20 protein-coding genes and 2 tRNA genes are annotated in these 23,410 nt (G+C 60.1%); 21 read left to right on the forward strand and 1 reads right to left on the reverse strand.

Features of this window, described 5'->3' with window-relative positions:
• Positions 1-117 precede the first annotated feature (117 nt).
• The 6 genes from dnaJ (at position 118) to BMW49_RS18490 (ending at position 7,645) form a co-directional block, all read left to right on the forward strand.
• Positions 118-1,242, forward strand: coding sequence for a molecular chaperone DnaJ (gene dnaJ, locus BMW49_RS18465; RefSeq protein ID WP_069519564.1), 1,125 nt, complete (start codon positions 118-120; stop codon positions 1,240-1,242).
• Positions 1,243-1,332: 90 nt separating this feature from the next.
• Entirely contained in the window at positions 1,333-2,136 is an 804-nt protein-coding gene (gene dapB, locus BMW49_RS18470) for a 4-hydroxy-tetrahydrodipicolinate reductase (RefSeq protein ID WP_069519563.1), read from the forward strand.
• Between the two features lie 205 nt (positions 2,137-2,341).
• Positions 2,342-3,490: a glutamine-hydrolyzing carbamoyl-phosphate synthase small subunit gene (gene carA / locus BMW49_RS18475; RefSeq protein ID WP_069519562.1), complete on the forward strand. Its 1,149-nt coding sequence runs from the start codon at positions 2,342-2,344 to the stop codon at positions 3,488-3,490.
• 36 nt (positions 3,491-3,526) lie between these two features.
• Positions 3,527-6,748 (forward strand): carbamoyl-phosphate synthase large subunit, encoded by a 3,222-nt coding sequence (carB, locus tag BMW49_RS18480; protein ID WP_069519561.1) that lies wholly within the window; start codon positions 3,527-3,529, stop codon positions 6,746-6,748.
• Positions 6,745-7,221: a transcription elongation factor GreA gene (gene greA, locus BMW49_RS18485; protein ID WP_069519560.1), complete on the forward strand. Its 477-nt coding sequence runs from the start codon at positions 6,745-6,747 to the stop codon at positions 7,219-7,221. The genes carB and greA overlap by 4 nt, the downstream gene beginning before the upstream one ends.
• Positions 7,222-7,231: 10 nt before the next feature.
• Positions 7,232-7,645: a DUF4149 domain-containing protein gene (locus tag BMW49_RS18490; protein WP_069519598.1), complete on the forward strand. Its 414-nt coding sequence runs from the start codon at positions 7,232-7,234 to the stop codon at positions 7,643-7,645.
• Positions 7,646-7,668: 23 nt separating this feature from the next.
• Here the strand turns inward: BMW49_RS18490 and yhbY are convergent, their stop codons facing one another.
• Entirely contained in the window at positions 7,669-7,980 is a 312-nt protein-coding gene (gene yhbY, locus BMW49_RS18495) for a ribosome assembly RNA-binding protein YhbY (RefSeq protein ID WP_069519559.1), read from the reverse strand.
• A gap of 115 nt (positions 7,981-8,095) precedes the next feature.
• On the opposite strand from yhbY, the gene rlmE reads away from it, so the two are divergent.
• From rlmE to pnp, 15 genes are all read left to right on the forward strand, one after another.
• Positions 8,096-8,740, forward strand: a complete 645-nt coding sequence (rlmE, locus tag BMW49_RS18500; RefSeq protein ID WP_069519558.1) for a 23S rRNA (uridine(2552)-2'-O)-methyltransferase RlmE — start codon at positions 8,096-8,098, stop codon at positions 8,738-8,740.
• 158 nt (positions 8,741-8,898) lie between these two features.
• Positions 8,899-10,815: an ATP-dependent zinc metalloprotease FtsH gene (gene ftsH, locus BMW49_RS18505; protein ID WP_069519557.1), complete on the forward strand. Its 1,917-nt coding sequence runs from the start codon at positions 8,899-8,901 to the stop codon at positions 10,813-10,815.
• A gap of 8 nt (positions 10,816-10,823) precedes the next feature.
• Complete coding sequence (gene folP, locus BMW49_RS18510; protein WP_069519556.1) at positions 10,824-11,675, forward strand: dihydropteroate synthase; 852 nt, start codon at positions 10,824-10,826, stop codon at positions 11,673-11,675.
• A 17-nt stretch (positions 11,676-11,692) separates the two neighbouring features.
• Entirely contained in the window at positions 11,693-13,030 is a 1,338-nt protein-coding gene (gene glmM / locus BMW49_RS18515) for a phosphoglucosamine mutase (RefSeq protein ID WP_069519555.1), read from the forward strand.
• 65 nt (positions 13,031-13,095) lie between these two features.
• Positions 13,096-13,851, forward strand: a complete 756-nt coding sequence (gene tpiA / locus BMW49_RS18520) for a triose-phosphate isomerase (RefSeq protein ID WP_069519554.1) — start codon at positions 13,096-13,098, stop codon at positions 13,849-13,851.
• A 4-nt stretch (positions 13,852-13,855) separates the two neighbouring features.
• Positions 13,856-14,236: a preprotein translocase subunit SecG gene (gene secG / locus BMW49_RS18525; RefSeq protein ID WP_069519553.1), complete on the forward strand. Its 381-nt coding sequence runs from the start codon at positions 13,856-13,858 to the stop codon at positions 14,234-14,236.
• Between the two features lie 18 nt (positions 14,237-14,254).
• A tRNA-Leu gene (locus tag BMW49_RS18530) sits at positions 14,255-14,340 on the forward strand.
• Positions 14,341-14,438: 98 nt separating this feature from the next.
• Positions 14,439-14,515, forward strand: a tRNA-Met gene (locus BMW49_RS18535).
• A 127-nt stretch (positions 14,516-14,642) separates the two neighbouring features.
• The gene (rimP, locus tag BMW49_RS18540; RefSeq protein ID WP_069519597.1) at positions 14,643-15,101 is read left to right on the forward strand and encodes a ribosome maturation factor RimP; all 459 of its coding nucleotides are present in this window, start codon (positions 14,643-14,645) and stop codon (positions 15,099-15,101) included.
• Positions 15,102-15,167: 66 nt separating this feature from the next.
• Entirely contained in the window at positions 15,168-16,649 is a 1,482-nt protein-coding gene (gene nusA, locus BMW49_RS18545) for a transcription termination factor NusA (RefSeq protein ID WP_069519552.1), read from the forward strand.
• Between the two features lie 26 nt (positions 16,650-16,675).
• Positions 16,676-19,159, forward strand: a complete 2,484-nt coding sequence (gene infB, locus BMW49_RS18550; RefSeq protein ID WP_069519551.1) for a translation initiation factor IF-2 — start codon at positions 16,676-16,678, stop codon at positions 19,157-19,159.
• Between the two features lie 107 nt (positions 19,160-19,266).
• Positions 19,267-19,674: a 30S ribosome-binding factor RbfA gene (gene rbfA / locus BMW49_RS18555; RefSeq protein ID WP_069519550.1), complete on the forward strand. Its 408-nt coding sequence runs from the start codon at positions 19,267-19,269 to the stop codon at positions 19,672-19,674.
• Positions 19,675-19,678: 4 nt separating this feature from the next.
• Positions 19,679-20,596, forward strand: coding sequence for a tRNA pseudouridine(55) synthase TruB (gene truB / locus BMW49_RS18560; protein ID WP_069519549.1), 918 nt, complete (start codon positions 19,679-19,681; stop codon positions 20,594-20,596).
• Between the two features lie 148 nt (positions 20,597-20,744).
• Positions 20,745-21,014, forward strand: coding sequence for a 30S ribosomal protein S15 (rpsO, locus tag BMW49_RS18565; protein ID WP_042554902.1), 270 nt, complete (start codon positions 20,745-20,747; stop codon positions 21,012-21,014).
• Between the two features lie 213 nt (positions 21,015-21,227).
• The gene (pnp, locus tag BMW49_RS18570; RefSeq protein ID WP_069519548.1) at positions 21,228-23,333 is read left to right on the forward strand and encodes a polyribonucleotide nucleotidyltransferase; all 2,106 of its coding nucleotides are present in this window, start codon (positions 21,228-21,230) and stop codon (positions 23,331-23,333) included.
• Positions 23,334-23,410: the final 77 nt, after the last annotated feature.

Raw genomic sequence — 23,410 nt, forward strand, 5'->3', positions numbered from 1 at the left:
GCTGCCTGCCGCTCCAGCCGGTCGGGGCGCAGGTCATGACCGACACGATTCGCCGCGCGGGGGCTTGCTCCCGCGTTGGCGTGTCTGGAGTAGACGATTTAAGGGTGTTGAAGACTTATGGCAAAACGTGACTATTACGAGGTGCTGGGTGTCGAGCGCGGCGCCAGTGAAGCGGAGCTGAAAAAGGCTTACCGACGCCTGGCGATGAAGCATCACCCGGACCGTAATCCGGATGACAAAGCGTCCGAAGAGAAATTCAAGGAGGCTAACGAGGCCTACGAAGTGCTCTCTGATGCGGCCAAACGCTCGGCCTATGACCAGTACGGTCATGCCGGGGTTGACCCGCAAATGGGTGGTGGCGCAGGTCCTGGCGGCGCGAACTTCTCCGATATCTTCGGTGATGTGTTCAGCGACTTCTTTGGCGGCGGTGGCCGCGGCGGTTCGCGTGGTGGCGCCCAGCGTGGCAGCGACCTGCGTTACACCCTCGAGCTGGATCTGGAAGAAGCGGTGCGCGGTACCACCGTGACCATTCGCGTGCCGACTCTGGTCAATTGCAAAACCTGCGATGGCTCGGGTGCCAAGAAGGGCACCGCGCCGGTCACCTGTACCACCTGTGGCGGTATTGGCCAGGTGCGCATGCAGCAGGGCTTCTTCTCGGTGCAGCAGACCTGCCCGCGTTGCCACGGCAGCGGCAAGATGATCACTGATCCTTGTGGTTCCTGCCACGGCCACGGCCGGGTGGAAGAGCACAAGACCCTGTCGGTAAAAGTGCCGGCTGGTGTCGATACCGGCGACCGTATCCGCCTCTCAGGCGAAGGCGAAGCCGGCGCCATGGGTGGCCCGGCGGGCGACCTGTATGTGGTGGTCAACGTGCGCGAGCACGCGATCTTCCAGCGCGACGGCAAGCACCTGTACTGCGAAGTGCCGATCAGCTTTGCCGATGCGGCCTTGGGTGGTGAGCTGGAAGTGCCGACGCTGGATGGTCGGGTCAAGCTGAAGATTCCGGAAGGCACCCAGACCGGTAAGCTGTTCCGTCTGCGTGGCAAGGGCGTTGCGCCTGTGCGTGGTGGTGGCGCGGGCGATCTGATGTGCCGGGTCGCGGTGGAAACGCCGGTCAACCTGGGTCGGCGTCAGCGCGAGTTGCTGGAGGAGTTCCGCAAATCCCTGGAAGGCGACAGCTCGCACTCGCCCAAGGCCAATGGCTGGTTCGAGGGCGTGAAGCGCTTCTTCGGCGATTTGTAGGTCAAATAGCTGCAAGCGCTAAGCGGCAAGCTGCACGTCGGCGCCGCTCGGGCTTGCAGCTTTAAGCGTGAAGCTTGGAGCTGATTATCTATGCAACGTATCGCAGTAATGGGCGCCGCCGGGCGTATGGGCAAGACCCTGATCGAGGCGGTGCAACAAGCCGAGGGCGCGCAGCTCAGTGCGGCCGTCGACCGGCCCGATAGCAGCCTGGTGGGTGCCGATGCGGGTGAGCTGGCTGCGCTGGGCAAGCTGGGTGTGAATCTGGTAGGTGATCTGAGCGCCGTGCTGGACCAGTTCGACGTGCTGATCGACTTCACCCATCCTTCGGTGACCCTGAAGAACCTGGACATCTGCCGCCGCGCCGGCAAGGCCATGGTCATCGGCACCACGGGCTTTTCCGTAGAGGAAAAGCAGCTGCTGGCCGAGGCGGGCAATGACATTCCTATCGTCTTCGCTGCCAACTTCAGTGTGGGCGTCAACCTGTGCCTCAAGCTGCTCGACACGGCTGCGCGGGTGCTCGGTGATGAAGTCGATATCGAGATCATCGAAGCGCATCACCGGCACAAGGTCGATGCGCCGTCCGGTACCGCACTGCGGATGGGTGAGGTAATCGCCGATGCCCTGGGGCGTGATCTGCAGAAGGTCGCGGTCTACGGCCGTGAAGGCCAGACCGGCGCGCGGGCGCGCGACACCATCGGGTTCGCCACTGTGCGTGCAGGTGATGTGGTGGGCGACCATACCGTGCTGTTTGCCGCTGACGGCGAGCGCGTGGAAATCACCCACAAGGCCTCTAGCCGCATGACCTTCGCCAAGGGTGCGGTGCGCTCTGCGCTGTGGCTGCACAAGCGCGAGGCAGGCCTGTACGACATGCAGGATGTGCTGGGCCTGCATTGAAATTCAGGTGGAAAATCGACTGCTGAGTCATTAATCGTTTCAGGCGGTGGACCAAAAAGGCATTTTTCTGTAAGCTTCCCGCTTTAGTGTGTCCACTAAAAGTTACGCAGAATGAATCAGATAAAAAAGCGGGGTGACGGTTGATACGTCATCCCGCTTTTTTACAATCTGCGTTTGCTTCACGATTTAATTTTCGGAGGTTTTCTTGAGTAAGCCAGCCCTTAAACCTGCCATTTTGGCTCTTGCTGATGGCAGTATTTTTCGCGGCGAGGCCATCGGTGCCGATGGCCAGACTATTGGGGAGGTGGTTTTTAACACCGCCATGACCGGCTATCAGGAAATCCTTACCGATCCTTCCTATGCCCAGCAGATCGTCACCCTGACCTATCCGCACATCGGCAACACCGGCACTACGCCGCAAGACGCCGAATCCAATCGCGTCTGGGCCGCCGGCCTGATTATCCGCGACCTGCCACTGACCTCCAGCAACTGGCGCAACAAGCAGCCACTGGATGAGTACCTCAAGGAAAACGGCACCGTCGCCATTGCCGGCATCGACACCCGTCGCCTGACCCGCATCCTGCGTGAGAAGGGCTCGCAGAACGGCTGCATTCTGGTCGGCGATGACGCCACCGAAGAGAAAGCACTGGAACTGGCGCGCAGCTTCCCTGGCCTCAAGGGCATGGACCTGGCCAAAGTGGTCAGCTGCACCGAGCGTTACGAGTGGCGCTCCAGCGTGTGGAACCTGAAAGACGACAGCCACCCGGAAATCCCAGCCAGCGACTTGCCCCACCATGTGGTGGCCTACGACTACGGCGTTAAGTGGAACATTCTGCGCATGCTGGTCGAGCGCGGTTGCCGCGTGACCGTGGTGCCGGCACAAACCCCGGCAGCCGAGGTGCTGGCGCTGAATCCCGATGGCGTGTTCCTGTCCAACGGTCCGGGCGACCCCGAGCCGTGCGACTACGCGATCCAGGCGATCCAGGATGTGCTGGAAACCGATATCCCGGTCTTCGGCATCTGCCTCGGTCACCAGCTGCTGGCGTTGGCCTCCGGCGCCAAGACCCTGAAAATGGGCCACGGCCACCATGGTGCCAACCACCCGGTGCAGGACCTGGACACGGGTGTGGTGATGATCACCAGCCAGAACCACGGTTTTGCCGTGGATGAAGCCACGCTGCCGAGCAACCTGCGGGCGATCCACAAGTCGCTGTTCGATGGTTCCCTGCAAGGCATCGAGCGTACCGACAAGAGCGCCTTCAGCTTCCAGGGCCACCCCGAAGCGAGCCCCGGCCCAGCCGATGTGGCGCCGCTGTTCGACCGTTTTATCGAAGCCATGGCCAACCGCCGCTAAACCTCGCCGACTGACCCAAGGATTCGAGTAACCGCTATGCCAAAACGTACAGATATCAAAAGCATCCTCATCCTCGGTGCCGGCCCCATCGTTATCGGCCAGGCCTGCGAGTTCGATTATTCCGGTGCCCAGGCGTGTAAAGCGCTGAAAGAAGAGGGCTACCGCGTCATTCTGGTCAACTCCAACCCGGCGACCATCATGACCGACCCGGCCATGGCCGATGCGACCTACATCGAGCCGATCAAGTGGTCCACCGTGGCCAAGATCATCGAGAAGGAGCGTCCCGACGCGCTGCTGCCGACCATGGGCGGCCAGACCGCGCTGAACTGCGCCCTGGACCTGGAAAAGCACGGCGTGCTGGAGAAATTCGGCGTCGAGATGATCGGTGCCAACGCCGACACCATCGACAAGGCCGAAGACCGCTCGCGCTTCGACAAGGCGATGAAAGACATCGGCCTGGCCTGCCCGGTTTCCGGCATCGCCCACAACATGGAAGAAGCCTACGCGGTGCTGGAGAAGGTCGGCTTCCCCTGCATCATCCGTCCGTCCTTCACCATGGGCGGCACCGGTGGCGGCATTGCCTACAACCGCGAAGAATTCGAAGAAATCTGCGCCCGCGGTATCGATCTGTCGCCGACCAGCGAACTGCTGATCGACGAATCGCTGATCGGCTGGAAGGAATACGAGATGGAGGTGGTCCGCGACAAGAAGGACAACTGCATCATCGTCTGCGCCATCGAGAACTTCGACCCGATGGGCGTGCACACCGGTGACTCGATCACCGTGGCACCGGCGCAAACCCTGACCGATAAGGAATACCAGATCCTGCGTAACGCATCGCTCGCGGTGCTGCGTGAGATTGGCGTGGAAACCGGCGGCTCCAACGTGCAGTTCGGCATCTGCCCGAACACCGGCCGTATGGTGGTGATCGAGATGAACCCGCGGGTGTCGCGTTCCTCGGCACTGGCCTCCAAGGCCACCGGCTTCCCGATCGCCAAGATCGCCGCCAAGCTGGCCGTGGGGTACACCCTCGATGAGCTGAGCAACGACATCACCGGCGGTCGCACCCCGGCCTCGTTCGAGCCGGCCATCGACTACGTCGTGACCAAGATCCCGCGTTTCGCCTTCGAAAAATTCCCGAAAGCTGATGCTCGTCTGACCACCCAGATGAAATCGGTTGGTGAAGTCATGGCCATCGGTCGCACCTTCCAGGAATCCCTGCAGAAAGCCCTGCGTGGTCTGGAAGTCGGCGTCGCCGGTTTCGATGAAAAACTCGACCTGGCCGATCCTGAAGCCGAGAGCACCCTGCGCCGCGAACTGACCGTGCCCAGCGCGGACCGTATCTGGTACATCGCTGATGCCTTCCGCGCGGGTAAAACCGTGGCCGACGTGTTCGCGCTGACCAATATCGATGAGTGGTTCCTGGTGCAGATCGAAGACCTGATCAAGGACGAAGAGCGCATCAAGACCCTGGCGCTGTCCAGCATTGATCGCGACTCGATGTACAAGCTCAAGCGCAAAGGCTTCTCCGACATTCGCCTGGCCAAGCTGCTGGGTGTGACCGAGAAGAACCTGCGCAGCCACCGTCACAAGCTCAAAGTGCTGCCGGTGTACAAGCGCGTTGACACCTGCGCCGCCGAGTTCGCCACCGACACTGCGTACATGTATTCGACCTACGAGGAAGAGTGCGAAGCCAATCCGTCGAGCCGCGACAAGATCATGATCCTCGGTGGCGGCCCTAACCGTATCGGTCAGGGCATCGAGTTCGACTACTGCTGCGTACACGCGGCGCTGGCGCTGCGTGAAGATGGTTACGAGACCATCATGGTCAACTGCAACCCGGAAACCGTCTCCACCGACTATGACACCTCCGACCGTCTGTACTTCGAGCCGGTGACCCTGGAAGACGTACTGGAAATCGTCCGCGTCGAGCAGCCCAAAGGCGTGATCGTGCAGTACGGCGGCCAGACCCCGCTGAAGATCTGTCGTGCTCTGGAAGAAGCGGGTGTGCCGATCATCGGTACCAGCCCGGACGCCATCGACCGCGCCGAAGACCGCGAGCGTTTCCAGCAGATGGTTCAGCGTCTGGGCCTGCGTCAGCCGGCCAACGCCACCGCGCGCAGCGAAGACGAAGCCCTGGCGGCCTCGAAAGTCATCGGTTATCCGCTGGTGGTGCGTCCGTCCTATGTACTGGGCGGCCGGGCGATGGAAATCGTCTACCAGGAAGACGAGCTCAAGCGTTACATGCGCGAAGCGGTGAAAGTCTCCAACGACAGCCCGGTTCTGCTCGATCACTTCCTCAACTGCGCCATCGAAGTGGACGTGGATGCGGTGTGCGACGGCGAAACCGTGGTGATCGGCGCGATCATGCAGCACATCGAGCAGGCCGGCGTGCATTCCGGTGACTCTGCCTGCTCGCTGCCGCCGTATTCGCTGCCGATGCACATCCAGGACGAGATCCGCGACCAGGTCAAGAAAATGGCCCTGGAGCTCAATGTGGTCGGCCTGATGAACGTGCAGATGGCCGTGCAGGGCGAGGACATCTTCGTCATCGAAGTGAACCCGCGCGCCTCGCGTACCGTGCCGTTCGTCTCCAAGTGCGTTGGCGTCTCGCTGGCCAAGGTGGCTGCTCGCGTTATGGCCGGCAAGTCGCTTGAAGAAGCGGGCTATAGCGCCGAGATCATCCCGCCGTATTTCAGCGTCAAGGAAGCGGTGTTCCCGTTCGCCAAGTTCCCAGGCGTCGACCCGATCCTCGGCCCAGAAATGAAGTCCACCGGTGAAGTGATGGGCGTCGGCGATACCTTCGGCGAAGCCTTTGCCAAGGCCCAGTCGGGTGCCAGCGAAATCCTGCCGAATGCCGGTGTGGCCTTTATCAGTGTGCGTGATGACGACAAGCCGCTAGTGGCGGGCGTGGCGCGTGACCTGATCGGGCTGGGCTTTGAGGTGGTGGCCACTGCCGGTACTGCCAAGCTGATCGAAGCGGCGGGCTTGCCCGTACGCCGGGTCAACAAGGTGACTGAAGGCCGTCCGCATGTGGTCGACATGATCAAGAATGACGAAGTCACCCTGATCATCAACACTACTGAAGGTCGTCAGTCGATTGCTGACTCCTACTCTATTCGTCGTAACGCTCTGCAGCACAAGATCTACTGCACCACCACCATTGCGGCGGGCCAGGCGATCTGTGAAGCGCTGAAGTTTGGTCCCGAGAAGACCGTGCGCCGGCTGCAGGATCTGCATGCAGGAATCAACGCATGACTAAATACCCGATGACCGTCCAGGGCGCGCGCGCCCTGGAAGAAGAGCATGCACACCTGACCAAGGTGGTGCGTCCCAAGCTCAGCCAGGATATCGGCACCGCGCGCGAGCTCGGTGACCTCAAGGAAAACGCCGAATACCATGCCGCGCGCGAACAGCAGGGCATGGTCGAGGCGCGTATCCGTGATATCGAAGGGCGTCTGCAGAATGCGGTGATCATCGATGTGACCACCATTGCCCATACCGGCAAGGTGATCTTCGGTACCACCGTGGAAATCGCCAACTGCGAAACTGATGAAAGCGTGACCTACCAGATCGTCGGTGAGGATGAAGCCGACATCAAACTGGGCAAGATTTCCGTCGGTTCGCCTATCGCCCGCGCCCTGATCGGCAAGGAAGAAGGCGACGTGGTGCTGGTCAAGACCCCTGGTGGCCAGCTCGAATATGAGATTGTCGAGGTTCGCCATCTCTAACGCTGTGGGCCTGCGGGCCGCTTCAGTGGCCTGGCTGCTGACCCAGACGCTCTGGGTTGGTGGCCTTTGGCTGCTGCATTTTCTGCTGCTGCCAGCCATCGCCAAGACAGGGCTGGCGCCGCTACTGATCGAGGAACTGGACGCGACCTTGCGACCACTGTTGGTCGGTCTGGCAGCGGTTTGTGCCGGGCTACAGGTCTTGATTCTGCTGATTGATCGGGGCTTGACTGCTCTGTGGCGCGATTCGCGCGGGCAGTTGCTGCTGGTGGTGATCCTGGCGGCCGCCAGTTACCTGCTGGTGCGCAGCATGCTGCCTGGCCTGCAGCAGTGGCTGCTGTTCAGTTACCTGGCGATGGCATTTTGCGGGTTGCTGCTGGTGCTACAGCCGGTACCGCGGGGCCAGGAGCCACCGGGTACAGTCTGAGAGGTGCTTGCTGTCAGTGCGGCTTAGCCCTGATGGCGGTGTACGTTGGACAGGTTCTTGTTGACCTTGGGGTTCTTGCGGTAGATCAGCGCCATTTTGCCGATGATCTGTACCACTTCCGCGTGGCCCGCTTTGCACAGCGCCTCAATGGTGGCGATGCGGCCTTCGCGTTCGACGATACGCAGTTGCACCTTGATCAGCTCGTGGTCGCTCAGGGCGCGCTCAAGCTCGGCCAGCACGCCTTCGGTCAAACCATTGTCAGCCACGATCAATACGGGTTTCAGGTGGTGGCCGATAGATTTGAATTGTTTCTTCTGCTCTTGAGTGAGCGGCATAATCAGTTTCCTGCAATCTGGTAAAAAAACAGCTCTGGTAAAAGCGGCGATCAGTTTACCCGAGCGCCCGATGAGCCGCCCAGATATTCATGCCCAGTACAGTTAGAGGTAACGCGTGGCCCGTTCCAAGACCAGTCAAGGTTGGCTGAAAGAGCATTTCAACGATCCCTACGTGAAGATGGCGCAGAAGGACGGCTATCGCTCGCGCGCCAGCTATAAGCTGCTGGAGATCCAGGAAAAGGATCGCATCCTGCGACCGGGCATGACCGTGGTCGACCTGGGTGCGGCGCCGGGCGGCTGGTCGCAGGTCACCAGTCGGGTGATTGGCGATCGCGGTACGCTGATTGCCTCCGACATCCTGGAAATGGACAGCATTCCGGATGTGACCTTTATCCAGGGCGACTTCACCGATGACGCCGTGTTTGCCCAGTTGCTCGAGGCCATCGGTGATTCACCCGTAGACCTTGTGATTTCCGATATGGCCCCCAATATGAGTGGGGTGAGGGAGTCCGATCAGCCGCGCGCGATGTATCTGTGCGAGCTGGCGCTGGACCTCTCGGCCCGCGTACTGCGGCCGGGCGGTGACTTTCTGATCAAGATTTTCCAGGGCGAGGGCTTCGACCAGTACCACAAGCAGGTGCGCCAGATGTTCGACAAGGTGCAAATGCGCAAGCCGTTGTCGTCGCGCGATCGCTCGCGTGAGCAGTACATGCTGGCCCGCGGCTTCCGCGGCGAGCGAAACGATGCAACCCTGATGTAATTGCCCAGTCATAGGCAGTGAAGGGTCAAATAAAGGGTTACAGACGGCGCCTGCCAGGGGCAGGCGTTGTGTAGTAAGTTAGATCGGTACATAACTGGTCGTCATGCGAAGCACGCTTCGTCACGAGGCCTGCTGCAGAGGGTAGCGAATTGAACGACATGGCAAAGAATCTGATCCTGTGGTTGATCATCGCCGCCGTCCTGGTGACGGTGATGAACAACTTCTCAAGCCCGAGTGAGTCCACCAAACTCAATTACTCGGAGTTCATCCAGCAGGTTCAGGATGGTACGGTCAAGCGTGTCACGGTTGATGGCTTCATCATCAGCGGTGTGCGTGGCGACGGTTCGTCTTTCGAGACCGTACGTCCGGCGATTCAGGACAATGGCCTGATCAAGGACCTGATGGACAATAACGTCGAGATCGTCGGCAAGCAGCCCGAGCAGCAGAGCATCTGGACTCAGCTACTGGTGGCCAGCTTCCCGATTCTGGTGATCATTGCCGTATTCATGTTCTTCATGCGCCAGATGCAGGGCGGTGCAGGTGGCAAGGGCGGGCCGATGAGTTTCGGCAAGTCCAAGGCCCGGCTGCTTTCCGAAGACCAGGTCAAGACCACCTTCGCCGATGTCGCCGGTTGCGACGAGGCCAAGGAAGAGGTCAGTGAGCTGGTCGAGTTCCTGCGTGATCCCGGCAAGTTTCAGCGCCTCGGCGGGCGTATCCCCCGTGGCGTGTTGATGGTCGGCTCGCCGGGTACCGGTAAGACGCTGCTGGCCAAGGCGGTTGCTGGCGAAGCGAAAGTACCGTTCTTCACCATTTCCGGTTCGGACTTTGTGGAAATGTTCGTTGGTGTCGGTGCATCCCGTGTACGCGACATGTTCGAGCAGGCCAAGAAGCACGCGCCCTGCATTATCTTCATCGACGAAATCGACGCCGTAGGTCGCCACCGTGGTGCCGGTATGGGTGGTGGCCACGACGAGCGTGAGCAGACCCTCAACCAGTTGCTGGTGGAGATGGACGGCTTTGAAATGAATGACGGCATCATCGTGATCGCCGCGACCAACCGTCCTGACGTGCTCGATCCGGCGCTGCTGCGTCCGGGCCGCTTCGACCGTCAGGTCGTGGTCGGTCTGCCGGATATCCGTGGTCGTGAGCAGATTCTCAAGGTCCACATGCGCAAGGTGCCGATGGGTGATGACGTTGCCCCTGCCGTGATTGCGCGCGGTACACCGGGCTTCTCCGGTGCCGACCTGGCCAACCTGGTCAACGAGGCATCGCTGTTCGCCGCACGTTCTGGCAAGCGCCTGGTCGAGATGAAGGAATTCGAGCTGGCCAAAGACAAGATCATGATGGGTGCCGAGCGCAAGACCATGGTCATGTCCGACAAGGAGAAGCTCAACACCGCGTTTCACGAGGCAGGTCATGCCATCGTTGGGCGCCTGGTGCCTGAGCATGACCCTGTCTACAAGGTGTCGATCATCCCGCGCGGTCGCGCCCTGGGTGTGACCATGTTCCTGCCGGAAGAAGACCGTTACAGCCTGAGCAAGCGTGCGCTGACCAGCCAGATCTGCTCGCTGTTCGGTGGCCGTATCGCCGAAGAAATGACCCTGGGTTTCGACGGTGTCACCACCGGCGCCTCCAACGACATCATGCGCGCCACCCAGTTGGCCAAGAACATGGTGACCAAGTGGGGCCTGTCCGAGAAGCTCGGTCCGCTGATGTATGCCGAAGAGGAAGGCGAAGTCTTCCTGGGTCGCAGCATGGGCAGCCAGAACAGCAATATCTCGGCGGACACCGCCAAGCTGATCGACCTGGAGGTGCGCAGCATCATCGACCAGTGCTACGCCACCGCCAAGCGCATGCTCGAGGAAAACCGCGACAAGCTCGATGCCATGGCCGAAGCGCTGATGAAGTACGAAACCATTGATGCCGATCAGATCGACGACATCATGAACGGTCGTCCGGCCCGTGAGCCGAAAGACTGGAGCGGTGGTGGTAGCACGGGCGGTACACCTGTTGCTGGCAACGATGATGTGCCGCGTCCCGAAACGCCCATCGGCGGTCCTGCTGCCGAGCATTAAGGCCTGAGATGTCCACTGCCTTGTCCCTGAGCCGGCTACCTTGTGGTAGCCGGCTTCTTGATTTGACCCATCCGCAGGTGATGGGGATTCTCAATGTAACCCCTGATTCGTTCTCCGATGGAGGACAGTTCCGCCAGCGCGATGCGGCGCTGCGCCATGCAGCGGCTATGGTCGCTGCGGGCGCAACGCTGATCGACGTGGGTGGCGAGTCGACCCGTCCCGGCGCCGCTGCCGTTTCCTCTGAGGAAGAGCTGGCGCGGGTGATCCCGGTCGTCGAGGCGATTGCCGCCGAGCTGGATGTGATTATTTCCGTCGACACCTCGACTGCTGAGGTCATGCGCGAGTCGGCGCGGGCCGGCGCCGGGTTGATCAATGATGTGCGTGCACTGCAGCGTCCGGGTGCGTTGGCGGCGGCGGCGGAGTCAGGGTTGCCGGTGTGCCTGATGCACATGCGCGGTGAGCCCACTACCATGCAGCAGGATCCGCAGTACGCCGATATTGTCAGTGAGGTCGAAAGCTTTCTGCAGGCGCGGATTGAGGCCTGTGTGACGGCAGGTATCGCCCGCGAGCGGCTGGTACTCGACCCCGGATTTGGCTTCGCCAAGACCCTGGATCACAATCTGCGTCTGTTCAAGCACCTGGAGGCGCTGCATGCCTTTGGTCTGCCGGTGCTGGTCGGTGTCTCACGCAAGAGCATGATCGGCAAAGTGCTGGGGCATGAGGTCGGTGGCCGCTTGTATGGCAGTCTTGGTCTGGCCGCGCTGGCGGTCGCCAAGGGAGCGCAGATCCTGCGGGTACACGATGTGGCCGAGACTGTGGATGTGGTAAGGATGATTGCCGCTGTCGAAGCGGCCGAATAATAGAAAGGATGTGCAGCATGAGCAGAAAATATTTCGGCACCGACGGTATTCGTGGGCGTGTTGGCGAGTTCCCGATCACCCCCGACTTTATGCTCAAGTTAGGTTGGGCGGCAGGCATGGCTTTTCGCAAGCATGGCAAGTGCCGCATCTTGATTGGCAAGGACACGCGGATTTCCGGTTACATGTTTGAGTCGGCCCTGGAAGCGGGGTTGTCCGCTGCAGGTGCCGATGTGATGTTGCTTGGGCCTATGCCCACTCCGGCTATTGCCTACCTGACACGCACTTTTCAAGCGCAGGCGGGCATCGTGATCAGCGCTTCGCACAATCCGCACCACGACAACGGCATCAAGTTTTTCTCGGGCCAGGGCACCAAGTTGCCGGACGAGGTCGAGCTGATGATCGAGGAGTTGCTCGATGCGCCCATGAGCGTTGTTGAGTCGAGCCAGTTGGGCAAGGTCTCGCGAATCAACGATGCCGCTGGTCGCTATATCGAGTTCTGCAAGAGCAGTGTGCCGAGCAATACCAGCTTCGCCGGCCTCAAGGTGGTGCTTGATTGCGCCAACGGTGCGGCCTACAAGGTGGCGCCGAGTGTATTCCGTGAACTCGGTGCTCAGGTGTCGGTGCTTTCGGCTGAGCCCGACGGCCTGAATATCAATGCTGACTGCGGTTCGACGCATGTGGCAGCCCTGCAGGCGGCGGTGGTGGCACAGCAGGCGGACTTGGGTATCGCATTTGACGGCGATGCTGACCGGGTTCTGATGGTTGATCACACGGGAGCCTTGGTCGATGGTGATGAGTTGCTCTTTATCATCGCCCGTGACCTGCAGCAGCGCGGCAAGCTGCGCGGTGGTGTGGTCGGTACCCTGATGAGCAACCTGGGCTTGGAGCTTGCGCTCGCTGAGCTGGAGATTCCCTTTGTGCGCGCCAAGGTCGGTGATCGCTATGTGATCGCCGAGTTGCTGGCGCGTGATTGGCAGATCGGTGGCGAGAACTCCGGGCATCTGGTGTGCTTCCAGCACACCACCACAGGCGATGCGATCATTGCGGCTCTACAGGTGCTGCTGGCGGTTCGGCGCGATGGGCAGAGCCTGGCGCAGGCACGCCTTGCGCTGCGCAAGTGTCCGCAGGTCCTGGTGAATGTGCGCTTTGCTGGCACTGTGGACCCTTTGGAGCACCCGGCGGTGCAGGAGGCCAGTGCCCGGGTGACCGAGCAAATGGCAGGCCGTGGGCGGGTGCTGCTGCGCAAATCCGGCACCGAGCCGCTGGTTCGGGTGATGGTCGAAGGTGATGACGAAACCCAGGTGCGAGGCTATGCCGATGAATTGGCTAAAATTGTTGCACAGGTATGTGCTTGATTCGGCTTGCCAGTAGGATTTTCGTTGGGTAACATCTGCGCCCTCTTTGACCGACGAGGTAAAGCATGCGTCGCCCATTGGTAGCTGGTAACTGGAAAATGCACGGTACCCGCGCCAGCGTCGCAGAGCTGATCGAAGGTCTTACGCGTCAGGCGTTTGCTGATGATGTCGATGTGGTGGTGTTTCCCACCCTGTTGCATCTGACCCAGGCCGTTGCTGCGCTGGATGGTTCGGTCGTAGCGGTAGGTGCGCAGAATTGTGCGGCGCAAGCTGAGCAGGGTGCGCTTACTGGTGAAGTGGCTGCGCAGCAGTTGGTTGATGCTGGTGTGCGTTATGTGCTGATTGGTCACTCGGAGCGTCGCTCGCTGTTGGCTGAGTCTGACGCACTGCTGGTGCGCAAGTTTGCAGTGGCTCGTGATGCAGGTCTGGTGCCTGTGTTGTGTGTGGGGGAAACCCTTGCCGAGCGAGAAGCTGGGCAAACCTTTGCTGTGGTTAAGGCTCAGGTTGCTGCGGTAATTGACGCATTGGGCGTAGATGCTTTTGTAGGTGGTGTAATCGCCTATGAGCCGGTCTGGGCTATTGGTACTGGCCTGACGGCTACTCCCGAGCAGGCGCAGGCAGTGCACGCAGCAATACGTGAGCAGTTGGCCGTTTGCAGTGCGCAAGTCGCACAGCAGGCAAGAATTCTTTATGGCGGCAGCGTTAAGGCCGCCAGTGCAGCCGAGTTGTTCGGTATGCCGGATATCGATGGGGGGCTTGTTGGTGGAGCCTCTCTGAATGCGGATGAATTCGGTGCGATCTGTCGCGCCGCAGGAAACTGAAAAAATGCTGGAAACAGTCGTAGTCGTTTTTCATCTGCTGGGCGCCATCGGTGTGGTTGCGCTGGTTCTTTTGCAGCAGGGCAAGGGTGCAGACGCTGGTGCTTCATTTGGTGCGGGTGCTTCGTCTACCGTTTTCGGTAGCCAAGGAACTGCTACCTTTCTGAGCCGAGTTACTGGTATACTTGCGGCCGCTTTTTTCATGACTAGCTTGGGCTTAGCGTTCTTTGCTAATCAAAAGGCTGATGCGTTGGCTCAGGTCGGTTTGCCTGATCCAGCTGTGTTGGAAGTGCAACAAAAACCGGCAGTTGAAGATGTGCCGGTGCTCGAAGAGCAAAAGCCGGCAAGTGATGCGGCTGACGTACCTCAAGCTCCAGAGCAGCAGTAACGTAGTAAAAGCAGTTTTGCCGAGGTGGTGGAATTGGTAGACACGCTACCTTGAGGTGGTAGTGGCCATAGGCTGTAGGGGTTCGAGTCCCCTTCTCGGTACCAATTAAACAAGAAAGCCCGCTCGATGCGGGCTTTCTTGTCGCTGGAGGTTTGGTTGACCCTGTAGAGGGTTCAGCCGTATACTTCGGCCCCAGCTTTGACGCGGGGTGGAGCAGTCTGGTAGCTCGTCGGGCTCATAACCCGAAGGTCGTTGGTTCAAATCCAGCCCCCGCAACCAGTAGTAGCGGAGCCCCTTTCTCAGGGGCTTTTTGCTAGCTGGACGACAGGTTTACAGCCGTTTAGGCGGTTTGATGGATGGGCGTTTCGCCCATTTTTTATTTGCACAGCATGCGCGAGGGGTTCAGGTGTCGAGCAAGCTAGAACAGTTGCAGGACTTGTTGGCCCCTGTGGTCGAGGCGCTCGGTTACGAGTGCTGGGGCATCGAGTTTATGTCGCAAGGGCGGCATTCGTTGCTGCGCGTTTATATCGATCACGCCAATGGCGTTCTCATTGAAGATTGCGAGAAGGTCAGTCGGCAGATCAGCGGTGTCCTCGATGTCGAGGATCCGATCAGTGCGGAGTACACCCTGGAGGTGTCATCTCCTGGTATGGACCGGCCGCTGTTCACGTTGCAACAGTTCGCCGCTCACGCGGGCGAACAAGTGAAAGTCAAGCTGCGTTCGCCTTTCGAAGGGCGCCGTAACTTTCAGGGCCTGCTCCGCGGTGTGGAGGATCAGGACGTCGTGGTGCAGGTGGATGACCACGAGTTTCTGTTGCCGATCGACATGATCGACAAGGCCAATATCATCCCCAGATTTGATTGAGACGCGGATCCCGCGGTGTACGCGGATTGCGTGGATCAAAACGGATTGCGAAAGGCGAGGCGTACGATGAGCAAAGAAGTACTGCTGGTTGTTGAGTCGGTATCCAACGAAAAGGGCGTACCGGCCAGCGTGATTTTTGAAGCGCTGGAGTTGGCTCTGGCCACGGCGACCAAGAAACGTTTTGAAGACGAAGTCGAGCTGCGCGTGGCGATCAACCGCGTAACGGGCAGCTATGAAACCTTCCGTTGCTGGACCGTGGTAGAAGAAGCCGACTTCGATGACCCGGCTCACCAGGTCACCACTGACATGCCGCGCGCCGTTGAAGCGAACGCGAAGGTCGGTGAGGTACTGGAAGAAAAAATCGAATCCATCGAGTTCGGCCGTATCGCTGCACAGACTGCCAAGCAGGTCATCGTGCAAAAGGTTCGCGAAGCCGAGCGTGCGCAGGTGGTTGAAGCCTACCGCGAGCGTCTGGGTGAAATCATTTCCGGCACCGTGAAGAAGGTGACGCGCGATAATGTCATCGTCGACCTGGGCAACAATGCCGAGGCCCTGCTGGCCCGTGAAGACATCATCTCCCGTGAGACTTTCCGTGTCGGTGCGCGCCTGCGTGCACTGCTCAAGGAAATCCGCACCGAGAACCGCGGCCCTCAATTGATCCTGTCGCGTACCGCGCCGGAAATGCTGATCGAGCTGTTCCGCATCGAAGTACCGGAAATTGCCGAAGATCTGATCGAAGTAATGGCCGCTGCCCGTGACCCGGGTTCGCGCGCCAAGATCGCCGTTCGCTCCAAGGACAAACGCATCGACCCGCAGGGCGCCTGTATCGGTATGCGTGGCTCGCGTGTGCAGGCGGTCTCCGGTGAACTGGTCGGTGAACGCGTGGATATCGTGCTGTGGGATGACAATCCCGCGCAGTTCGTTATCAACGCCATGTCCCCGGCCGAAGTGGCGGCGATCATCGTCGATGAGGATGCCCATGCCATGGACATCGCCGTTGGCGAAGACAATCTGGCACAAGCCATTGGCCGTGGTGGTCAGAACGTGCGCCTGGCCAGTCAGTTGACTGGTTGGACGCTGAACGTAATGACCGAGGCAGATATTCAGGCTAAACAGCAGGCCGAGACTGGCGACATCCTGCAGCGCTTTATCGACGAGCTGGAAGTCGACGAGGAGCTGGCTCAGGTGCTGGTCGAGGAAGGCTTTACCAGCCTGGAAGAAATCGCTTACGTGCCGATGGAAGAAATGCTCAGCATCGATGGATTCGATGAAGAGATCGTCACCGAGCTGCGGTCACGGGCTAAAGATCGCCTGTTGACCAAAGCAATCGCCACTGAAGAAAAACTGGCAGATGCCCACCCCGCCGAAGACCTACTCGCTCTCGAGGGTATGGACAAGGGTTTGGCGCAAGAACTGGCAGTACGCGGTGTGATTACCCGCGAAGACCTGGCCGAGCAGTCGATTGACGACCTGCTCGACATCGACGGCATCGACGAAGAGCGTGCCGGCAAGCTGATCATGGCCGCCCGAGCCCATTGGTTCGAGTAAGTTTTACGGCCTGAGGAGAGAAGTGCATGACGCAAGTCACGGTGAAAGAACTGGCCCAAGTGGTCGACACACCGGTAGAGCGCCTGCTGCAGCAGATGCGTGAGGCAGGTTTGCCGCACAGCAGTGCCGAGCAAGTTGTCACCGATAACGAGAAGCAAGCCCTGCTCGCGCACCTGAAGAGCAGCCATGGCGACAAGGTAGAAGAGCCGCGCAAGATTACCTTGCAGCGCAAGACCACCAGCACCCTGCGGGTTGCCGGTAGCAAGACCATCAGCGTTGAAGTGCGCAAGAAGAAAACCTTCGTCAAGCGCAGCAACGAAGAGATCGAAGCGGAGAAGCAGCGTGAGCTCGAAGAGCAACGTGCTGCCGCCGAAGCTGCTCGTCTGAAAGCCGAGGAAGAAGCCAAGCGCCGAGCCGAAGAAGAGGCCAAGCGCCAGCCTTCCACGTCTGCTGCGGATGTAGCGGCTGTGGCTGCGCCGGTTGTTGACCTGCCTGTTGCGCCGGTGCCTGTGGTCGAAGAACGCAAGAAGGACGAGCAGCGTCGCCCAGACAAGCCTCGTAACGACGACGCAAGCCGCCGTGATAGTGATCGCAAGACCACGCAGCACCGCCCGACCGTCAAGGAAAAGGCGCCTGCGCCGCGCGTTGCCCCGCGCACCATCGACGAAGAAAGCGATGGCTTCCGTCGTGGCGGGCGTGGCAAGTCCAAGCTCAAGAAGCGTAATGCTCACGGCTTCCAGAGCCCGACCGGCCCGATCGTGCGTGACGTCGCCATTGGTGAAACCATCACCGTGGGCGACCTGGCGCAGCAGATGTCGGTGAAGGCCGCTGAAGTCATCAAGTTCATGTTCAAGATGGGCACTCCGGTGACCATCAACCAGGTACTGGACCAGGAAACTGCCCAGTTGATCGCCGAAGAGCTGGGCCACAAGGTCAAGCTGGTCAGCGACAACGCCCTGGAAGAGCAGCTGGCCGAGTCGTTGAAGTTCGAAGGTGAAGCGATTTCCCGTGCGCCGGTGGTGACCGTCATGGGTCACGTCGACCACGGTAAGACCTCGCTGCTCGACTATATCCGTCGCGCCAAGGTTGCTGCTGGCGAGGCCGGTGGTATCACCCAGCACATCGGTGCCTACCACGTAGAAACCGAGCGCGGCATGGTCACCTTCCTCGACACCCCGGGCCACGCCGCGTTTACCGCGATGCGTGCTCGTGGTGCCAAGGCGACCGATATCGTGATCCTGGTGGTTGCGGCGGACGACGGCGTGATGCCGCAAACCATCGAAGCGGTTCAGCATGCCAAGGCTGCTGGTGTGCCGCTGGTGGTTGCGGTGAACAAGATCGACAAGCCGGGCGCTGACCTCGATCGCATTCGTAGCGAGCTGTCGGTGCACGGTGTGACCTCGGAAGAGTGGGGCGGTGATACGCCGTTCGTCTCTGTATCGGCGAAAGTCGGTACCGGTGTCGACGAGCTGCTCGAAGCTGTGCTGCTGCAGGCCGAAGTACTGGAACTGACTGCAACGCCGTCGGCTCCGGGTCGTGGCGTGGTGGTTGAATCGCGCCTTGATAAAGGCCGCGGTCCGGTTGCGACTGTTCTGGTTCAGGACGGCACCCTGCGTCAAGGCGACATGGTGCTGATCGGTTCCAACTACGGGCGTATCCGCGCCATGCTTGATGAGAACGGCAAGCCGATCAAGGAAGCTGGCCCGTCGATTCCGGTCGAAATTCTCGGCCTGGATGGCACGCCGGATGCTGGCGACGACATGAGCGTGCTGGCTGACGAGAAGAAAGCCCGCGAAGTCGCCCTGTTCCGTCAAGGCAAGTTCCGCGAAGTGAAACTGGCCCGTGCTCACGCCGGCAAGCTGGAAAACATCTTCGAGAACATGGGTCAGGAAGAGAAGAAGACGCTGAATATCGTCCTCAAATCCGACGTCCGTGGTTCGCTGGAAGCGCTGCAAGGCTCGCTCGGCGGGTTGGGTAACGACGAAGTACAGGTGCGTGTGGTCGGTGGCGGCGTCGGTGGTATCACCGAGTCCGATGCCAACCTGGCACTGGCGTCCAACGCTGTACTGTTCGGCTTCAACGTGCGTGCCGATGCCGGCGCGCGCAAGATCGTCGAGCAGGAAGGTCTGGATATGCGTTACTACAACGTGATCTACGACATCATCGAAGACGTCAAGAAAGCCCTGACCGGCATGCTCGGCAGCGATGTTCGCGAGAACATCCTGGGTATCGCCGAAGTGCGTGACGTGTTCCGCTCGCCGAAGTTCGGTGCGATCGCCGGTTGTATGGTGATTGAGGGTACGGTCTACCGTAACCGTCCGATTCGCGTACTGCGCGAAGACGTGGTGATCTTCGAAGGCGAGCTGGAATCCCTGCGTCGCTTCAAAGACGATGCTGCCGAAGTGCGTAACGGCATGGAATGCGGTATCGGCGTGAAGAGCTACAACGACGTAAAGGTCGGCGACAAGATCGAAGTGTTCGAGAAGGTCCAGGTGGCTCGTAGCCTGTAAGGCGGAGTCGCAACATGCAGCGCCCGGCCCCGCTTCTGCGCGGCCGGGCGTTTGCCGCTTTTAGGTCCGTTGCTTTTCGAGCAGCGTGACGAGTGAAGGTAGTAGAAATGGCCAAAGAATTTAGCCGGGCCCAGCGCATCGGCGACCAGATACAGCGCGAACTGGCGCAGTTGATCCGCCTGGAAATCAAAGACCCGCGTCTTGGCGGCCTGGTGACTGTGACCGCCGTGGAAGTCAGCCGCGACTCCAGCCATGCCAAGGTGTTCGTCACCATCATGGGTGCTGAAGCAGAAGAGGGCGTTGACCCCGTGGTGCAGAGCATCAAGGTGCTCAACGACGCCAGCGGTTTCCTGCGCATGCAGTTGGGCAAGGCGATGAAGCTGCGCAGCGTGCCGAACCTGCGCTTTCATTACGACGAGAGCGTGATTCGCGGTGCGCAGTTGTCGGCATTGATCGAGCGTGCGGTCAGCGAAGACCGTCAGCACGATGACGAACCCACCGAGGCCAAGGAGTAAGCGCGTGGCCCAGGTGAAACGTATTCGTCGTGCGGTCGATGGCATCATCCTGCTGGACAAGCCCAAGGGCTTCAGCTCCAACGCTGCGCTGCAGAAGGTGCGCTGGCTGCTCAACGCCGAGAAGGCCGGGCACACCGGCAGCCTCGACCCGCTGGCTACCGGCGTCCTGCCGCTGTGTTTCGGTGAAGCGACCAAGTTCTCCCAGTACCTGCTCGATGCCGACAAGGGTTACGAGACGCTGATGCAACTGGGTGTGACCACCACCACTGCCGATGCCGAAGGTGAAGTGCTGGAGCGTCGTCCGGTGACCGTTGGTCGTGCCGATATTGAAGCGGTTTTGCCAGGTTTTCGTGGTGAAATCAGCCAGATACCGCCGATGTACTCGGCGCTCAAGCGTGATGGTCAGCCGTTGTACAAGCTGGCGCGGGCAGGGGAAGTAGTGGAGCGCGAGCCGCGTTCTGTTACTATTGCGCGCCTGGAATTACTGGGCTGCGAGGCGGAGCAAGCGCGTCTGGCGGTCGATTGCAGCAAAGGCACTTACATCCGCACTCTGGTCGAAGACATCGGCCACCTGCTGGGGTGTGGTGCCCACGTTGCAGAGCTGCGCAGAACCAAAGCCGGCCCCTTCGATTTGAGCCGCACCGTCACGCTCGAAGAGCTGGAGCGGGTACACGGCGAAGGTGGCAATGAGGCGGTTGACCAGTTCCTGCAACCGGTCGACAGCGGCCTGCAACACTGGCCGCTGCTGCAGTTCTCCGAGCACAGTTCGTTCTACTGGTTGCAAGGGCAGCCAGTACGCGCCGCGGACGGGCCGAAGTTCGGCATGGTCCGGGTGCAGGATCACAATGGTCGCTTTATCGGTATCGGTGAAGTGAGCGAAGACGGGCGCATTGCGCCGCGTCGTTTGATTCGGTCGGCATGACCGTAGCGCAGGCCTGGGGTTTCGGCTCTGGTCTGTGTATCGAGGGTGGCTGTTAATAGGCACGGTCATACCTCACTTAAAAACACGGGAAGCGATTCCCGGCCTATTGCGACTGTTTCGGCAGTTGCTTAACTGAGAGGATTGCCCCATGGCACTCAGCGTTGAAGAAAAAGCCCAGATCGTTAACGACTACAAGCAAGCTGAAGGCGACACCGGTAGCCCGGAAGTGCAAGTTGCACTGCTGTCCGCCAACATCAACAAGCTGCAAGGCCACTTCAAGGCCAACGGTAAAGATCACCACAGCCGTCGTGGTCTGATCCGTATGGTTAACCAGCGTCGTAAGCTGCTGGATTACCTGAAGGGTAAAGACACCAGTCGTTACAGCGCCCTGATCGGTCGCCTGGGTCTGCGTCGCTAAGCAATGCTTATGCGTAGCTGACTGCCGAAGCTGGAAGTGGGGTTTGCCCCTGCTTCCAGCTTTTGCTTTTCTGCTTTAGCTGTTTTGGACGTGAACGGGTCCGATTCCCGCCACCGCCCACACATTCTGCAAGACCCGTGTCGTTCACCTAGACGTGATAGAACGGTTGCAAGAAACGCTTTCCCCAAGGGCAATAGAGAGAAGGAAAACACCGTGAACCCGGTAATCAAGAAGTTCCAGTTCGGTCAATCGACCGTTACCCTCGAGACAGGCCGTATCGCCCGTCAAGCCTCCGGCGCAGTGCTGGTCACCGTTGACGACGACGTCACCGTGCTGGTCGCTGTCACTGGCGCAAAAACTGCCGACCCAAGCAAAGGCTTTTTCCCGCTGTCGGTGCACTACCAGGAAAAAACCTACGCAGCCGGCAAGATTCCTGGCGGTTTCTTCAAGCGTGAAGCGCGCCCGAGCGAGAAAGAAACCCTGACCTCGCGTCTGATCGACCGTCCGATCCGTCCGCTGTTTCCGGAAGGCTTCCAGAACGAAGTCCAGGTCATCTGCACCGTGGTTTCCACCAGCAAGAAGACCGATCCGGACATCGCTGCGATGATCGGTACCTCGGCTGCGCTGGCCATCTCCGGCATCCCGTTCAACGGCCCGATCGGTGCTGCGCGCGTGGCCTTCCACCCGGAAACCGGCTACCTGCTGAACCCGAACTACGAGCAGCTCAAGGCCTCCAGCCTGGACATGGTCGTAGCCGGCACCAAAGACGCCGTGCTGATGGTTGAGTCGGAAGCCAAAGAGCTGACCGAAGACCAGATGCTGGGCGCCGTACTCTTCGCCCACGACGAGTTCCAGGCCGTGATCCAGGCCGTCACCGAGCTGGCTGCCGAAGCCGCCAAGCCGCGTTGGGACTGGCAGCCGAAAGCGGAAAACACCGCGCTGCTCGATGCGATCCGCAGCGAGTTCGGCGAGGCGATTTCCCAGGCCTACACCATCATCATCAAGCAGGACCGCTACGCGCGTCTGGGCGAGTTGAAAGACCAGGTTGTCGCTAAATTCGCAGGTGAAGAAGGTCAGCCTTCCGCCGGTGAAGTCAAAGAAGCCTTCGGCGAAATCGAATACCGCACCGTGCGCGAGAACATCGTTAACGGCAAACCGCGTATCGACGGCCGTGACACCCGCACCGTGCGTGGCCTGAACATCGAAGTCGGGGTACTGGACAAGACCCACGGTTCGGCGCTGTTCACCCGTGGCGAAACCCAGGCGCTGGTGGTTGCCACCCTCGGTACCGCCCGTGACGCGCAACTGCTGGACACCCTCGAAGGCGAGCGTAAAGACCCCTTCATGCTGCACTACAACTTCCCGCCGTACTCGGTCGGCGAGTGTGGTCGCATGGGCGCCACTGGCCGCCGCGAAATCGGTCACGGCCGCCTGGCTCGTCGTTCCGTGCAGGCCATGCTGCCGGCTGCCGACGTGTTCCCGTACACCATCCGCGTTGTCTCGGAAATCACCGAGTCCAACGGTTCGTCCTCGATGGCTTCCGTTTGCGGTGCTTCCCTGGCCCTGATGGACGCCGGTGTGCCGATGAAGGCACCGGTAGCCGGTATTGCCATGGGTCTGGTCAAGGAAGGCGAGAAATTCGCCGTGCTGACCGACATCCTCGGTGACGAAGACCACCTGGGCGACATGGACTTCAAGGTTGCTGGTACCGCCAATGGCGTTACTGCACTGCAGATGGACATCAAGATTCAGGGCATCACCGAAGAGATCATGGAAATCGCCCTGGGCCAGGCCCTGGAAGCGCGCCTGAATATCCTCGGCCAGATGAACCAGGTCATTGCTCAATCCCGTAGCGAACTGTCGGCCAACGCACCGACCATGATCGCCATGAAGATCGACCAGGACAAGATTCGTGATGTGATCGGCAAAGGTGGCGCGACCATCCGTGCCATCTGCGAAGAAACCAAGGCGTCGATCGACATCGAAGACGATGGCTCGATCAAGATCTTCGGCGAGACCAAGGACGCTGCAGAGGCCGCGCGTCAGCGCGTACTGGGCATCACCGCGGAAGCCGAGATCGGCAAGATCTACGTCGGCAAGGTTGAGCGCATCGTCGACTTCGGCGCCTTCGTCAACATCCTGCCGGGCAAAGACGGTCTGGTGCACATCTCCATGCTCAGCGATGCGCGCGTCGAGAAAGTCACCGACGTGCTCAAAGAAGGTCAGGAAGTGAAGGTACTGGTACTGGACGTGGACAACCGCGGTCGTATCAAGCTGTCGATCAAAGACGTTGCAGCAGCAGAAGCCTCGGGTGCTTAATCGCACCTAAGCAGCATGCTGAACAGAGGGCCCCATGCGGGCCCTCTTTTTTTGTCTGCTGAAACCCTCTGACCTAA

The organism is Pseudomonas cuatrocienegasensis (assembly GCF_900110925.1).
Lineage (GTDB): Bacteria > Pseudomonadota > Gammaproteobacteria > Pseudomonadales > Pseudomonadaceae > Aquipseudomonas > Aquipseudomonas cuatrocienegasensis.

Coding starts and splice junctions, on each gene's coding strand:
- dnaJ (WP_069519564.1), top strand. CDS start 118: ATGGCAAAACGTGACTATTACGAGGTGCTGGGTGTCGAGCGCGGCGCC.
- dapB (WP_069519563.1), top strand. CDS start 1,333: ATGCAACGTATCGCAGTAATGGGCGCCGCCGGGCGTATGGGCAAGACC.
- carB (WP_069519561.1), top strand. CDS start 3,527: ATGCCAAAACGTACAGATATCAAAAGCATCCTCATCCTCGGTGCCGGC.
- greA (WP_069519560.1), top strand. CDS start 6,745: ATGACTAAATACCCGATGACCGTCCAGGGCGCGCGCGCCCTGGAAGAA.
- yhbY (WP_069519559.1), bottom strand. CDS start 7,980: ATGCCGCTCACTCAAGAGCAGAAGAAACAATTCAAATCTATCGGCCAC.
- ftsH (WP_069519557.1), top strand. CDS start 8,899: ATGGCAAAGAATCTGATCCTGTGGTTGATCATCGCCGCCGTCCTGGTG.
- folP (WP_069519556.1), top strand. CDS start 10,824: ATGTCCACTGCCTTGTCCCTGAGCCGGCTACCTTGTGGTAGCCGGCTT.
- glmM (WP_069519555.1), top strand. CDS start 11,693: ATGAGCAGAAAATATTTCGGCACCGACGGTATTCGTGGGCGTGTTGGC.
- tpiA (WP_069519554.1), top strand. CDS start 13,096: ATGCGTCGCCCATTGGTAGCTGGTAACTGGAAAATGCACGGTACCCGC.
- secG (WP_069519553.1), top strand. CDS start 13,856: ATGCTGGAAACAGTCGTAGTCGTTTTTCATCTGCTGGGCGCCATCGGT.
- nusA (WP_069519552.1), top strand. CDS start 15,168: ATGAGCAAAGAAGTACTGCTGGTTGTTGAGTCGGTATCCAACGAAAAG.
- infB (WP_069519551.1), top strand. CDS start 16,676: ATGACGCAAGTCACGGTGAAAGAACTGGCCCAAGTGGTCGACACACCG.
- rbfA (WP_069519550.1), top strand. CDS start 19,267: ATGGCCAAAGAATTTAGCCGGGCCCAGCGCATCGGCGACCAGATACAG.
- rpsO (WP_042554902.1), top strand. CDS start 20,745: ATGGCACTCAGCGTTGAAGAAAAAGCCCAGATCGTTAACGACTACAAG.